The sequence below is a fragment of the Sphingobacterium sp. NPDC055431 genome, from assembly GCF_053644255.1.
Genome location: NZ_JBSHLH010000022.1, coordinates 28920 through 43718, shown reverse-complemented (window position 1 = coordinate 43718; position 14799 = coordinate 28920). Strand labels below are relative to the sequence as shown.

11 protein-coding genes are annotated in these 14799 nt (G+C 42.8%); 8 read left to right on the top strand and 3 right to left on the bottom strand.

Going from position 1 to position 14799, the window contains the following annotated elements; all coding sequences use genetic code 11:
* Window positions 1-108: 108 nt before the first annotated feature.
* Complete coding sequence (mtaB, locus tag ACWIB3_RS16265; protein ID WP_454292143.1) at window positions 109-1428, top strand: tRNA (N(6)-L-threonylcarbamoyladenosine(37)-C(2))-methylthiotransferase MtaB; 1320 nt, start codon at window positions 109-111, stop codon at window positions 1426-1428.
* A gap of 248 nt (window positions 1429-1676) precedes the next feature.
* On the opposite strand, the gene ACWIB3_RS16260 is transcribed toward mtaB, so the two are convergent.
* Both ACWIB3_RS16260 and ACWIB3_RS16255 read right to left on the bottom strand, forming a co-directional pair.
* On the bottom strand, window positions 1677-3944 hold the full coding sequence (locus tag ACWIB3_RS16260; protein ID WP_254528179.1) for an inorganic phosphate transporter: 2268 nt from the start codon (window positions 3942-3944) through the stop codon (window positions 1677-1679).
* 96 nt (window positions 3945-4040) lie between these two features.
* Window positions 4041-4931: an EamA family transporter gene (locus ACWIB3_RS16255; RefSeq protein ID WP_454292142.1), complete on the bottom strand. Its 891-nt coding sequence runs from the start codon at window positions 4929-4931 to the stop codon at window positions 4041-4043.
* 261 nt (window positions 4932-5192) lie between these two features.
* Here ACWIB3_RS16255 and ACWIB3_RS16250 point away from each other — a divergent pair, with 261 nt between their 5' ends.
* From ACWIB3_RS16250 to ACWIB3_RS16220, 7 genes are all read left to right on the top strand, one after another.
* Window positions 5193-5780 carry a C40 family peptidase gene (locus ACWIB3_RS16250; RefSeq protein WP_185213505.1) on the top strand — a complete coding sequence of 196 codons (588 nt, stop codon included), beginning with the start codon at window positions 5193-5195 and terminating at the stop codon, window positions 5778-5780.
* Between the two features lie 108 nt (window positions 5781-5888).
* A complete protein-coding gene (locus ACWIB3_RS16245) occupies window positions 5889-6389 on the top strand; it encodes a hypothetical protein (protein ID WP_237219571.1) in 501 nt (166 codons plus the stop codon).
* Between the two features lie 315 nt (window positions 6390-6704).
* On the top strand, window positions 6705-7430 hold the full coding sequence (aqpZ, locus tag ACWIB3_RS16240; protein ID WP_185213506.1) for an aquaporin Z: 726 nt from the start codon (window positions 6705-6707) through the stop codon (window positions 7428-7430).
* A gap of 462 nt (window positions 7431-7892) precedes the next feature.
* Window positions 7893-9713 carry a DNA polymerase III subunit gamma/tau gene (locus ACWIB3_RS16235; RefSeq protein ID WP_454292141.1) on the top strand — a complete coding sequence of 607 codons (1821 nt, stop codon included), beginning with the start codon at window positions 7893-7895 and terminating at the stop codon, window positions 9711-9713.
* 70 nt (window positions 9714-9783) lie between these two features.
* On the top strand, window positions 9784-10560 hold the full coding sequence (rlmB, locus tag ACWIB3_RS16230) for a 23S rRNA (guanosine(2251)-2'-O)-methyltransferase RlmB (protein WP_185213508.1): 777 nt from the start codon (window positions 9784-9786) through the stop codon (window positions 10558-10560).
* A gap of 5 nt (window positions 10561-10565) precedes the next feature.
* A complete protein-coding gene (locus ACWIB3_RS16225; RefSeq protein WP_254528183.1) occupies window positions 10566-11189 on the top strand; it encodes an HPP family protein in 624 nt (207 codons plus the stop codon).
* Between the two features lie 100 nt (window positions 11190-11289).
* On the top strand, window positions 11290-12822 hold the full coding sequence (locus ACWIB3_RS16220; RefSeq protein ID WP_313259051.1) for a glutamate racemase: 1533 nt from the start codon (window positions 11290-11292) through the stop codon (window positions 12820-12822).
* 41 nt (window positions 12823-12863) lie between these two features.
* Here ACWIB3_RS16220 and ACWIB3_RS16215 read toward each other — a convergent pair whose 3' ends face one another.
* Complete coding sequence (locus ACWIB3_RS16215) at window positions 12864-14699, bottom strand: DEAD/DEAH box helicase (RefSeq protein ID WP_454292140.1); 1836 nt, start codon at window positions 14697-14699, stop codon at window positions 12864-12866.
* Window positions 14700-14799 lie beyond the last annotated feature (100 nt).

Here is a 14799-nt window from a genome sequence, read left to right as displayed (position 1 = left end):
CTTTGCGGAAGTTTCCCGTTTTTTTACAATCCCAGGTTAATCATTAAAATATCACAATTCATCAATACTTAACATTTTGCATCATTTTGTGTATTTTTGCAAAATATTATGGGAAAAAAAGTTGCTTTCTATACGTTGGGTTGTAAGCTGAATTTTTCAGAAACCTCCTCTATAGGTCGTATCTTTAAGGATGCGGGTTATGAAACTACGCCTTTCAACAGCGCGGCAGATGTTTATGTGATCAATACATGTTCGGTGACCGATCATGCTGACCGCAAGTGCCGAAAGGTCGTAAAGGAAGCCCTGAAGCATTCCCCAAATGCCTATATTACCATTGTTGGCTGTTATGCGCAGCTCAAACCTAAGGAGATTTCTGAAATCCCGGGTGTGGACATGGTATTAGGTGCTGCCGAAAAATTCAACATCATTGAACATATCGATGACCTGACCAAGAACGAAAAAGCAGTGGTCCATAATGCCCCTATCGACGAAACCAATCAGTTTGTTTCTGCATTCTCCATCGGCGACCGTACCAGGACCTTTTTGAAAGTTCAGGATGGTTGTGATTATTCCTGTACCTTCTGTACGATTCCTTTGGCACGTGGCGCCAGCCGTTCGGGCAAGATTGAGGACATTGTGCGTCAGGCTGAAGAGATTGCCGCTTCCGGCGTCAAAGAAATCGTGCTGACTGGCGTGAATATCGGTGACTACGGCATCCGTGACGGCAAGCGCCAAGATCGCTTCGTGGATCTGGTGAAAGCATTGGATGAGGTGGAAGGAATCGATAGGATCCGTATTTCTAGCATTGAACCCAACCTATTGACCAATGAGATCATCGAATTTGTAGCACAGTCCAAAAGATTTGTGCCACATTTCCACATGCCTCTACAGTCAGGTAACAATAAGGTCCTAGCACAAATGAGACGCCGATACAAACGTGAACTGTATAGCGAACGCGTTGCTAAGATCAAATCTCTGATGCCTAACTGCTGTATCGGGGTGGATGTTATCGTCGGTTTCCCAGGGGAGACCCGTGAGGATTTTATAGATACATACAACTTCTTGAATGAGATGGATACCTCTTACCTGCATGTATTCACTTATTCAGAACGTGAAAATACCATTGCCGCTCAAATGGAAGGTGCCGTACCGGGTTCCCAGCGAAGCGATAGAAGCAAGATGTTGCATATCCTTTCAGAAAAGAAACGTAGAGCCTTCTACGAATCACAGTTAGGTTCTATCGATGAGGTTCTGTTTGAAGGTGATATCAAAGATGGTTATATGCATGGCTTCTCCAAGAACTATGTGAAAGTGCGTACGCCTTATGATCCTTTGTTGGTAAACGAGGTTGTTCCCGTTAAGTTCATTTCCATTTCTGAAAATGGGGATGTGGATATCGAGGAATTGCCAGAGGTATTAGCGCATTAATCGGATAGTATACCCCAATTTTTTTTAGATTTTATTCTGACTTGGTTCGAGTCTCATTCGAGACATATTCGGAAACGTTCGGATTGGATAGAATTATTTCTAACCATTTCCCGAATGTGTCTCGAAGCAATCTCGAATAAGGTCAAGATTTAGACCTTTCCTTTTGGTCTAAATCCTGCCTTTTCTTTAGCTGTTTTTGGGTCCTTTTTTATGGGGATTAATTTCTAGGCCAAGTTGAATTAGAGCTGCTAAGCATTTCTTCTTCTGAAGCTGTCAAACTCTTTGTGAAGTCGCATCAACTTGAAGGTTGAACTGATCAGCTCATTGGTTTCGAGAAGAATGGAGAAATACAGTCTACTGTTCTTAGGGCTGTTTTCAGAAGTCCTGATACGGTCTATCTGTTTGTCCAATAGATTGTTGATGTATTCTTGGATATCTTCTCTTTCTTTAATGATCTCATCAATCTTACTGAAATCCAGTCGTTTATAGGTCATGTTGATTTTTGAGAACCATTCAGCGATTCTTTCCACCACATATTTTAAGTCTTTTGCCTGGCTGATCTTCAGCGGTTTGTGGTTATTGTCCACATGCGACATGGCATTGGAGTTGATGACCGCTACGTTTTCTACCATATCCTGTTGATAACCTAAAGATATGATATAATAACGGCTTCCCTTCACGGAATTATCATCCAAACTACGGATATAATCATACATCGCGTTGTTGGTTGAATTCAGGTCGTTCTGCAGTTTCTTGATCAACTTTTTATTGCTTGTCAGGGCATCCAGGTCTTCCTTGATCAGGGAGTCTATGGCTTCCTTGAAGAATAGGTTGGTCTTGGAGAACGTTTCACTGATCTGTTGGGCAGAGGTTTCAATTACCTGCTGTAGACCGATGATATCGCCTTTTTCCAGGTTCAGTTCCTGTAATGCCTTTGCCTTGATCTTGCGGTCATGGCTCTTTGCATTTCTATAAAGCAATAGGGCAAGTACGATCAGGGAGATCACAAAAGTGACGATTCCGCCAATCTTTAGGAAGAACGCGAAGATTACCGCTCCCGCGAATGCACAACCCGCAGTCACGAACCAACCGCCGATAACGTGGAATACTCCCGAAACCCTATAAACTGCACTCTCACGGCCCCATGCACGGTCTGCAAAGGCAGTACCCATGGCCACCATAAAGGTTACATAGGTGGTCGAAAGGGGAAGTTTCATGGATGTACCTAGGGCGATCAGGCTGGAAGCAACCATCAGGTTGACCGAAGCGCGGATCATATCAAACATTGGTTCATCTTTTGACTTCTTTTTCTTTCTATGAGCAGTTAACAGTGGGTTTTCAAATTTTTTGTCCAAGCTTGCCTGCAAGGTCCTCGGCATCAGGTAAGTCAAACCTGAACCAAGTTTGATAAATCCTCTTACAATGCTACGGGATAGCATATTGGATTTAAATTTCTCGTTACCATCACCTTGATTGGAAAGGCTCATTTCCGTCTCAATAACGGTTTTGGCCTTTTTGGAGGTCCATAAGGTAATGACCATTACGATACCTGCAGTTAATAAGATCCAGGTAGGGGCAACTATATCACTGGATGCCAATGCATCCATCATATAGTTGTCCGGGTCGGCTCCAGGGATCGATTGGAAGAACTCTACCGATTGAGCTGCGGCAACTGGTACACCGATAAAGTTTACCAAGTCATTCCCCGCGAATGAAAGCGCTAACGCAAAGGTTCCAATTCCAATGATCACCTTCAGGATATTATATCCCAACAGGTTGATGATATAGCTTAGGATGGTGAAGACTACAAATGATCCACCCAATAGGAGCAATTCATGCGTCTGAACCCAGTCTTTGACATCTGAACCAATGAACGATACACCTTTCATCCCTTTGATCAGGATAAAATAAGAGATAGAAGCCATGGCGATTCCCCCAAAGAAAACCCCAATGGTCTTTAGTTTCTTTTCAAACTGGAAAGTGAACAGAACCCTGGAAATATACTGTACAGCCATACCGACCGTAAAGGAAATGACGACGGAGAGTAGGATACTGTAGACAATCTCAGAGGCTTTTTCCGTATTGATATAGGTAGAAAGGGTAGACCAATCTCCGTTCTTAATAGCGATATTATAGATAGCCAAACAGATCGCAGCACCTAAGAGCTCGAACACGATGGATACCGTGGTTGAAGTTGGCAGGCCGAAATAGTTAAAGACATCCAATAGAATGATATCCGTAATCATGACGGCGAGGAATATGGTTATTACATCATCAAAAGAGAATTTACTGGGGACATAGATCCCGCTCCTGGCGATTTCCATCATACCGCTTGAAAAGACCGATCCAAAAAGGATCCCCAAACTGGCAATGATCATGATGCTTTTGAAAGGGATGGCTTTTGATCCAATGGCTGAATTCAGGAAGTTTACAGCATCGTTACTAACACCGACCATCAGGTCTATGATTGCCAGGACAGCAAGCGTGATGAGTACGAGATAAAGGTAGTTCTCCATAATGTATATGTTTTCAATCTAGATTGTTATGGGTGATCAGACTAAAACTGAAATATAATTTCTAAAACTGCAAGTATAGGGTAAAAACCTTAAAATTTAGCTATTTGTTTTCAAATTATTCTTCCAGAATATCGTTAAAAGAATAAAAATAACGCCTATCCATTTGACCCAGCTGACCGACTCTTGCAGGACCAGGTAAGACATACAGACGGCTACCGGGAGCTCTACGGCACTTAGTACGGCGCCAAGGGAATACCCCACTTTAGGCATGCCGTAAGCAAAGAGCAACGGTGGAATGACCGTTCCGAAGATGGACAGCAACATGCCATAAGGTAAAATTCCCATGAACGTTTCGCTGCCGAACAAACTGAAGGGTTGTAAGGTGACCATAATCAGGAATAAGGCACCACTGATCATCATGGCGCTTTTATGGATCGGATGGTAATCATTGCCCACACGGCCGTTGACAATCATAAAGACAGAGTAGGCGGTTGCAGCAAGCATGCCGTACCCAATCCCCAGTAAAGAAAAGGATTCCAAAGGTTCCTCGATCATGCCAGTAGCGAAGACCGTACCGGCAAGGATGGCTATGATAACGATGATTTGGCTAAGCTGAGGTTTTACCTTGAAGAAAACCAGTTCGATAATCTGTCCGATCCAGATGTATTGCATCAGGAGGACGATGGCCAAGGAAGCTGGGACCAGTTCTACACATTTATAGTACAATATGCTGACCATGCCCGTACTTACCCCACTCAGGTAGATTTTCCATTTAGGGCTTAATGGGGTCTTGGATTTCTTTTGTTGTTGGGAGTTTTTTATGAGGAGCCAAGCTAGCCAAAGAAAGACAACCCCTAATAGTGCTTGAATCCCTGTGACTTCGCCAAGGTTATAACCTTGTGCATAGGCTTTTTTAACAAAGGTGGATAGAATTCCGAAGCTCGCGGCTCCAAGGAATACGGCTATTGCGCCTTTTGTTTTATTCATGGCGCAAAAGTAAATTAAATAAGTACTAAGCGCTAAGGATAAAAACAGTTGATGACACAGAAAAGACAAATCCATTCGTACAGGTAAAAATTAGCGCGCATAAAATTTGGTTGTCGTGACAAATAATTTCCGTTCAAATCCTGTTTTTAAGGATTAATAACCTATATTGTATGGCTTTGGCAATAAAGTAAGTCACATTTGTGGAAAAAAACAGGTGGGCTTTGATGGAATAGCTTGATATTTTTGGTTTGGAGGTTTTGGATGAAGATTAATTACAGCTTATTACTTTTTCTTTTGGCGGCGGTCTTGTTGAGTTCCTGTGGGGCGAAGCGAAAAACTGCCGGAGGAGGTTCTTATGGAAATGTAAAGCCCAAGAAGGGAGCTCCGATTTCGGATGCCAGTGATGCCCGAGGGGTGGAGTATTCTGGGAACAAGCTGGAAAACTATGCCGAGTTGTTGGGCGTGAAGACCAAGGATCTCGATAACAAGAACCTATACCTAATGATCGATGAATGGATGGGCACGCCGCATCGAATGGGGGGTATGGATAAACGCGGGGTGGACTGTTCGGGTTTTGTGACCCTGATGTACGATAGGATCTATGGCAAGGAGCTGCCAAGAACTTCAAGGGACATGGCTGACAATGTGAAGCGGAAGTATGAGAAGCAATTGAAGGAGGGGGATCTGGTGTTCTTTTCCTTTGGCGGTCGGAATATCGACCATGTGGGTATTTACCTGCACAATGGCAAGTTTGTGCATGTATCCACGCGCAAAGGTGTTATCATCTCCAACCTGAACGATAGTTGGTATTATAAATATTTCAAGCGCAGCGGAACGCCAAAGAGTTAGTGGCTGCTGTTTTATGACAGTATTATGTCCGATATTCGGCTTTATTCTCAAATTAGCCTGTTAAAATCTGTACAAATCCCTATTTTTGTGCACATTTTATAGCATATCATGTCAGAAAAAACTAAAAAGATTTTCTTAGGGCTATGTGTAGTAGTTCCATTCTTAATTTACTGTGTTTATTACTATTCGGCGATGGTGAAAAACGCACCATACCGTTATTCTGATTTCGATCATATCGAAATTACCTATGGATTTCCAGATTCCATGCTGAACCATTTCAATTCCAAGACACAGGAATATGATTACCTTACAAAAGACAACAAGTTGGTAAAGGATAGCTTGAAACTTCGTGACAATGACCTGTTGTATCTGCACAGGAAAGCACAGGAGTTGGGCTTCTGGAATTTACCGGACGATATGACGGTGGACCTCAGCAAGAGACCGGCTGGCGAGCGCAAGCCAAGGTACAAGCTGACCTTCGCCTATAAAGAAAAAACGAAGACTGTAACCTTTGATCCGGATTATCCGGGGCCAGACAAAATGGTTGAAGCGGGCCGTACCACGATCGATGAGGTGGTAAGGATGTTGGCGACGGCAAAGGCGAGATAAAAGGAAATTTATTATTTAATTTTCTCTTAACAGTAACTTTAACCAATAGCCCTACTTTTGAGTCAAGTAATTTGTTTCAATAAATTGTTTGGTGATTTAAAGGTTATTAGGTAAAACAATTAAGAAAAAGGGTCGATGTGATATCGGTCCTTTTTTTTATTTATTGAATCTCGATTAATCCCCTGTAAACTAAAAAGATGCTCTGTTCCCTTTTGGAAAAAAAGGATGACTTCCATTTTTGTGGCGATAATTCTACCATTATTTTATGAGGTAATTATTGATATTAATTGTTAATTTGTGTCCAAATAATAAATTATGGAAACAAAAACATTATCTAAATTCATTGCTGAACTGATTGGAACATTCGGTTTGGTATTGTTTGGCTGTGGTGCTGCAGCTGTTGCCGGAGGTGATACGCTAGCGCATACATCTGGCCTAGGGTTATTGGGGATTTCCTTGGCTTTCGGTTTATCCGTGGTAGTTTTCGCCTATGCAATTGGCGGCGTATCGGGTTGTCATATCAATCCGGCGGTTACCTTGGGTGTCCTGGTCTCGGGAAGGATGTCTGGAAAGGATGCTATAGTTTATATTGCTGCCCAGGTATTGGGTGGTATCTTAGGAGCCTTTGTGTTGAAGACCATTTTGTCGGGTCAGATTGCTGGTTTCAGCGCTGGCGAATGGGCGTATGGGTCGAATGGCTGGGGCGCAGGTTATCAGAATGAGTATGGAATGATGGCAGCATTTATTACCGAAACGGTATTGACAGCCCTGTTCCTGTTCGTTATTCTGGGAACCACATCAAAACTTGGAAATGGAACGATGGCTGGTTTGGCTATCGGTTTTTCCTTGGTTTTGATCCACATGGTTGCTATTCCTATCACAGGGACTTCAGTGAATCCTGCTAGAAGCCTTGGCCCTGCGATCTTTGCAGGTGGAAATGCAATTTCTCAAGTTTGGTTGTTCTTGGTCGCTCCGTTTGTTGGTGCCGTAATCGGTGCCGTACTGTGGAGATTGGTGCAGAACGAACCGAAAAGTGCGTAATTGAAAATATTATTTTGATTAATTTAAATGAAAGAGTTGCTCCATTGGGCAACTCTTTTTTGTGGGTAGGGGAATGGGTAGGGGATTTGAACCAGGATGAAAGGGATTCGAGGATGGGCCATGATCGTAACTCAAGGCTCCTTGGAGGTTAAGGGAAATGTTTTTTTGTTTTTGATTCTGAACGATCAGTGAGGAATCTGTACGGTTTTCCTTCAACATGTCCTGTCATCCTGGAACGAAGGTGCAGGAACTATTCGGCAATACAAGCTTTTATGGATTTGATCACCTTCATTGTAAAATCCCCCATCTATGTTGTACAGCAATACAAGCTTTTCTGAGTTTAATCTCCTTTCATCGTACAATCCCCCGTCATCGTTGTTCGCTCTTCATTCGCTCATCAAGAGAAATGTTTCCAAAACGGTTTTTGCTTGTGCCAAACTTTGAAAATGATTATCTTCGTGCATGGATAATTTCATTGTCTCTGCGCGGAAATATAGGCCGGTCACATTTGACTCGGTGGTAGGGCAGCAACACATTACCGGAACACTTAAGAATGCAATACATAACAACCAGTTAGCTCAGGCATTTCTGTTCTGTGGACCTCGTGGTGTTGGTAAAACTACCTGTGCCCGTATTTTGGCAAAGACAATTAACTGTGAGCATATCACGGAATCGAATGAAGCCTGTGGGCAATGTGATAGCTGTAAGTCTTTCCAGAATGGGAATTCCTTCAGTATCCATGAGCTGGATGCGGCATCCAACAACTCGGTTGACGATATCCGTTCCTTGATCGATCAGGTGAGGATCCCACCTCAAACAGGTAAATACAAGATCTATATCATTGATGAGGTTCACATGCTTTCGCAACAGGCTTTCAATGCTTTTTTGAAAACCTTGGAAGAGCCACCTTCCTATGCGATCTTTATCTTAGCTACCACGGAAAAACATAAAATCCTTCCTACCATTCTTTCCCGTTGTCAAATCTTTGATTTCAACAGGATCAAAGTGGAGGATATGGCGAACCATCTTGCTGGCATTGCGGAAAAAGAAGCGGTGACCTATGAGATGGATGGCTTGCATGTCATTGCGCAGAAAGCTGATGGCGGTCTACGTGATGCACTTTCGATGTTTGACCAGATCGTTAGTTTTTCCAATAAGAACCTGACCTACCAAGCTGTAATCAACAACCTAAATATCTTGGATTATGATTACTACTTCCAATTGATGGATGCCATCGCCAGACAGGATGCTGCCAATACTTTGTTGATTTTTGATAAGGTGTTGAACAACGGTTTTGATGGTGGTCATTTTATCGCAGGTTTATCTTCGCACATCCGTAATCTATTGGTGAGCAAGGAGCCAAGTACCTTGAAGTTATTGGAAGTCAGTGAAAACGTGAAGAAAAGATATCTGGAACAATCACAATCCCTTTCCAGCGGTCTGTTGTTATCTGCCTTGAACATCGCAAACCAATGTGAGGTCAATTATCGCAGCAGTAAGAACCAAAGATTGCAGGTGGAGCTGTCCTTGCTGAAAATGTGCCATATTGCGAGTGCAATTCAACTAGGAGCAGAAGGTCTACCAGCATTAGCTGAATTAAAAAAAAAACTCCCTAACCCAGGTTTAAGCCCTGCTGTTGCAAATGGCTCTGGGCCAGCTGCAACGGAGAAAACTGCTTCTCAGGCTGCTCAAACCGCCGCTCAACCTGCGGCAATGCCAAAGCCTGCGCCAAGTACTCCGGTATCCAAGCCGGCAGCTGCAAGTTCAAATCCTGTTCCGGTAACTGATACTCCTAAACCTGCCGCTAAAGGCTGGGGCAATATCAAGACTTCTATTTCCGTACCTAACCTGAATACGATCTTTGACGATAAAAAGGCAGAAGGTGACGATGAAAATGAATTGGTAGAAGGTAATGAATTCTATGAAGTTACCCAGAACGGATTTTTGAGCAAGTGGAATGAGTTTGCTGAAATCCTTCGTAACGAGAGCAAGATTACCCTGTACACCATTATGACTTCGAATGCGCCAGTCCTGGAAGGGACGACCATCAAGGTGGAAGTTGAGAACATGGTGCAGATGGAAGAGCTTAAGTTAGGAAAGATCGACATGCTGAATTACCTAAGGGTGCAATTGCGAAACTTCTCCCTGGATATTGACGGGGTGATGGTAGAGAAGTCCAAAGAGCGCAAACCTTATACTTCACAGGAAAAATATCAGGCCATGGTTGCCAAAAACCCGATGCTTGATGAGTTGAGAAAAACATTTGATTTGGGTTTAAGCTAATCATTTTCTTTTCTACCTTTGTACGAATTATTTTTCAGGCTGTTAAGGCCTTTATCCATAATAAAAACACATGCAAAATTTTCAACGTAGGGACAGGTCCGAAAAGCGTGAGACAAATCAGATGGTATTTGGGATCCGTGCTGTCATGGAAGCCATTGATAGTGGAAAAGAAATAGAATCCTTATTTGTTCAACGTGGTCTGTCGGGACCTTTGTTTGCTGAATTCAAAGCTTTAGTAAAAGAGCAGAATGTAGCATTCCAACAGGTACCTATTGAAAAATTAAATAGAATTACGCGCAAGAACCATCAAGGTGTCATCGCCGTGATCTCTCCGATTACGTATCAGGACATTGAAGACCTATTGCCAACGATCTATGAAAAAGGGGAGACTCCTCTGTTGTTGATGTTGGATGGGGTTACCGATGTCAGGAATATGGGAGCGATAGCACGTACAGCGGAATGTGCTGGTGTGCATGCGATCATTGTTCCTAAAAAGGGTTCTGCGGAAATCAACCCTGATGCGATCAAAACTTCAGCCGGTGCTCTTTATAAGATTCCGGTGTGTAGACAGGATTCGCTAGGCCGTGTTGCAAAATTCTTGATTGATTCAGGAGTTCAATTGGTCGTGAGTACAGAAAAAACCAAGGAATCAATCTACGATGTGGATTATACTACGCCAAGCTGTATCATCATGGGTGCAGAGGATGTTGGTGTATCGGATGATTTGATCCGTATATCGGATAAATTAGCTAAGATCCCAATGTTCGGCGAGATTGAATCCCTGAATGTTTCGGTTTCAGCTGCCGTTGTAATTTATGAAGCGGTTAGACAGCGCAATATCTCCTAACCTTGGTGGATAGACTTAAAAAATCTGTAGCTAGGCATTTTAGGGTTTATCGGTATGTGATGTACCGTGAGACCTTGGTGGATTTCAGGGAACATTTCTGGTCCTTTCTGGGTGCCTTTATTGGAATAGGGCTGATTGCTTTTATACAGTCGCTTCACTTTCCTCCTTTAGAAAATGTATTCTTAATAGGCTCCTTTGGAGCCTCTGCTGTTTTAGTTTATGGCGCTATCCAGAGTCCCTTGGCGCAGCCTAGGAACTTGGTTGGTGGACATGTGGTTTCGGCCATCGTTGGGGTGACCATAGCAAAGGTACTGCCGGATGTGATCTGGTTGACAGCTCCTTTAGCTGTAGCTAGCTCTATTGTTGCGATGCAGTTCAGCAGGACCTTGCACCCGCCCGGTGGAGCAACGGCATTGATTGCAGTTAGTGGGGGAGCCAAAATCACGGAATTAGGCTATCTCTATGTCTTAGCGCCAGTCCTGTTGGGGACATTGATCTTGCTGTTGGTGGCATTGATATTTAACAATATCACCAAGAAAAGACATTATCCAGTCCGATATTCCCGATTGAGGAGATCAAGACGAAAGCAATTGAAGCAACGATTTGAAAGATTTAAGGCCAATATTTGAATATTGGTCTTTTTTATTTGCGATAATTGCATGTTTATGCGTTTTTTATTTTGAATATCAGAATAAACGAATAACTTTACGGCAATCTACCGAATGTCCAATGAAACACCTAACTATCCTAAATGGCCTGGCCATTTTTGCGCTTTCGCTTGGCAGTACATGTTATGTGCAGGCACAAAGCCCTTTAAAGATCGAGGAAGCCATCTTAAAGGATCAGAAAAACTTTTACTATGTTGATTTCAAGAAATATCCTAAGTCGTTGAACAATCTTCCGATCGGAGTTTTTGATTCCGGTACGGGTGGTTTGACCGTGTTGGATGCACTCGTAAATTTCGATGAACACAACAATCGCTCGAGATCGAAGGAAAAGGATGGCGTGCTTGATTTCAAGCAGGAGAATTTCATCTATTTGGCGGACCAGGCGAATATGCCTTATGGAAATTACCATTCCGCTGAAAAGGATGATCTTCTGGTTGAACATATCATCAAGGATTTTCAGTTCTTGCTTTCGAACAAATATTATCCTAACTATCAGGCTTCAAAATTCAACAGTGATAAGGAAAAGGTGAAGGCAATAGTGATTGCCTGCAATACAGCAACAGCATATGGGTATAAGGATGCTGAAGCCTTTATGAAAAAGACCAATCTTGATATTCCTGTGATCGGTGTAATCAATGCAGCTGCACGAGGAACGTTGGCACTGTTTGATAAAGATGAGTCGGGCTCTATAGCGGTATTTGCTACCGTGGGGACCATTGCATCTGGCGGATATGAACGAACGCTAAAAGAGCAGATCGCTCTTGCTGGCCATACTGGGGACTTGCAGATCTTTAATCAAGGTGGGCATGGCGTAGCTGAGGCCGTGGATGAAGAACCGGATTTCATAAAGACCAGTGCCAATGCACCGCGGGCCGATTATAGAGGACCTTCCTTAGATAACAAGGACTATAAGATCGACCGTACGCTCATGGATATCTATAATTTTAATTTTGATAAAAACCAGATGCTCTGTGATAGCAAGGATACAGAAGATTGCACGATGATGCAGATCAATTCTTCGGAAAACTATATCCGTTATCACTTGGTGAGTTTGCTGGAACAGATGCGTAAGACGGAAGGTGCTAAGCCATTGAAAGCGATGGTTTTAGGTTGTACGCATTATCCTTATCTGGTCAAGGAAATTAATCAGGTGTTAGGCGAGTTGAAGGAATATAAAGGGAATGATGGAGCGTATAAATACAAGGCTTTGATCGATAATGAAGTCCATATCATTGACCCATCTGTTTTTGTTGCCCGTGAATTATATGATGCCTTGGAAGAGCAGGAGCTGTTTAATTCCAAGGGGGATATGTTGAATAATTCGGAGTTTTATATCTCCGTTCCAAACCAAGATAATAAATCGGTTCAATTGGAGGGGGGAGAAGCTAGGTTTACCTACGACTATAAATATGGGAGGAAGGAAAATGAGATTCAGGAGTATGTGAAGGTTGTGCCTTTTGATCGAGGAAATATATCGGACATGACCTTGGAGAGGTTTAGGAACGTTATACCAAATACCTATGAGTTGATGCGTAACTTTTCAGAGGGCAATAGCAAGATGAAAGGACATGCTCAAGAGATCAGGATCAAGTAATAAAAAAATAAGCTCCAAATTTGGAGCTTATTTTTTATTTTCTAATATCTGTTTCTAGACTCTCTGTCTTTGCGTTTTCCGGAGAAATCACGGAAACCACCGCCAGATCCGCCTCTGTCGCCCCTGTCTCTACGACCAGAACCACCTCCGCGATATCCGCCTCTGTCTCCACCTCTATCACCTCTATCACCTCTGTCTCTACGGTCACCACCGCCGAAACCACCAGAACGACGTCTTCCGCCTCTGTCTGATGAAGGTCTGTCGCCAGAAACTTCGATTCTAACGTCTCTACCGTTAAAGTCTACACCCTTGAATCCTTGGAATACACTGTCTACGTCAGCATCAAGTACTTCGAAGAAAGTGAATACACCTTTAAGGTCTATTTTACCAACTGATTTACCTGAGATCTTACCTTTGTTACAGATGTAAGAAAGCATGTCTCCACGGCTGAACTCATCCACCGATCCCAAGTTGATAAACAAACGGGTATAACCTTTGGATCCAGTACGACGCTCACCTCTTTCACCACGTTCGCCTCTAGCTTCGCGGGCTTCCATGTTCAAGTCAGGAGCATCTTGGTAGTAGTTCAAGAATCTGTTGAATTCCAAAGAAGCGAATTTTTTGATTACTTCTTCTTTAGAAAGATCTTGCAAACTTTCCATGATCTGAGGTAAGAAAGCAGTGATCTGATCTTCATGTACTTCTACGTTGTGTACTTTGTCAACTAGAGATAGCAATTGTTTTTCACATACTTCAGTACCCTGAGGAACTTGTTTGCGGATAAATTCTTTTCCGATAATCTTTTCGATATGACGGATTTTGCTCATTTCTTTCACATTGATCAATGAGATCGAAATACCAGTTTTACCGGCACGAGCGGTACGACCAGAACGGTGCGTATAGTTTTCAGTTTCGTCTGGTAATGAATAGTTGATTACGTGTGTTACGTCGTTCACGTCGATACCACGAGCTGCAACGTCAGTAGCAATCAATAATTGCAAGTTGCGTTCGCGATAGCGTTTCATTACTTTATCACGTTGCTGTTGCGAAAGATCACCGTGCAGGGAGTCGGCGTTGTAGCCGTCTTTGATCAATGCTTCAGCGATTTCTTGCGTTTCAATTTTAGTACGGCAGAATACGATACCAAAGATTTCAGGGTAATAGTCGACGATACGTTTAAAAGCAGCGTATTTGTCTTTCGCCTTGATCATGAAGTATTGGTGCTCGATATTCTCGTTACCCGTATTCTTGGTTCCTACAGTCAACTCTTTCGGGTCGTTCATGTAGTTTTGGGCGATACGGCGCACTTCTTTAGGCATGGTTGCTGAGAACAACCAAGTTTTTTTGTCGTCAGGAGTTTCAGAAAGGATATTGTTAATGTCCTCTTGGAATCCCATGTTCAACATTTCGTCAGCTTCGTCGAGAACTACATAGCGAACATTGGAGAAGTCAATGGCATTACGGCCAATGATATCCAACATCCTACCTGGAGTGGCAACAACGATTTGAACACCACGACGAATCTGGCGTAATTGATCACCGATATTGGCACCGCCATAAACGGCAACCACATGTACGTTATCGATGTACTTGGCAAATTTTTCTAGGTCTCTTGCGATTTGCAAACATAGCTCACGCGTTGGACATAGAACCAATGCTTGAGGTTGTTTTGATGAAAAGTCTAGTTGTTCTAAAAGTGGAAGACCAAATGCCGCTGTCTTCCCTGTACCTGTTTGGGCTAATCCGACAAAATCGTCGTTACCAGTCAGTAATACAGGAATGGCTTTTTCCTGGATGGGAGAAGGTTTCTCGAAACCTAACTCAGTGATGGCATTAACAATCTCTTCACGGATTCCCAGTTCTAAAAATGGGTTCATGAAATAAAATATACAATAGGCACTATTGCCTAAGGCGGTGCAAAGGTAATTACAATAATTGATAAATCCTAATTTTCAATACTTTGTGGATTAAAAAATG

Bases quoted from the DNA above. Each gene is read 5' to 3' on its own strand.
- mtaB (WP_454292143.1), top strand. From the start codon at position 109: ATGGGAAAAAAAGTTGCTTTCTATACGTTGGGTTGTAAGCTGAATTTT.
- ACWIB3_RS16235 (WP_454292141.1), top strand. From the start codon at position 7,893: ATGGATAATTTCATTGTCTCTGCGCGGAAATATAGGCCGGTCACATTT.
- ACWIB3_RS16255 (WP_454292142.1), bottom strand. From the start codon at position 4,931: ATGAATAAAACAAAAGGCGCAATAGCCGTATTCCTTGGAGCCGCGAGC.
- ACWIB3_RS16215 (WP_454292140.1), bottom strand. From the start codon at position 14,699: ATGAACCCATTTTTAGAACTGGGAATCCGTGAAGAGATTGTTAATGCC.
- ACWIB3_RS16220 (WP_313259051.1), top strand. From the start codon at position 11,290: ATGAAACACCTAACTATCCTAAATGGCCTGGCCATTTTTGCGCTTTCG.
- ACWIB3_RS16245 (WP_237219571.1), top strand. From the start codon at position 5,889: ATGTCAGAAAAAACTAAAAAGATTTTCTTAGGGCTATGTGTAGTAGTT.
- ACWIB3_RS16250 (WP_185213505.1), top strand. From the start codon at position 5,193: ATGAAGATTAATTACAGCTTATTACTTTTTCTTTTGGCGGCGGTCTTG.
- aqpZ (WP_185213506.1), top strand. From the start codon at position 6,705: ATGGAAACAAAAACATTATCTAAATTCATTGCTGAACTGATTGGAACA.
- ACWIB3_RS16260 (WP_254528179.1), bottom strand. From the start codon at position 3,944: ATGGAGAACTACCTTTATCTCGTACTCATCACGCTTGCTGTCCTGGCA.
- rlmB (WP_185213508.1), top strand. From the start codon at position 9,784: ATGCAAAATTTTCAACGTAGGGACAGGTCCGAAAAGCGTGAGACAAAT.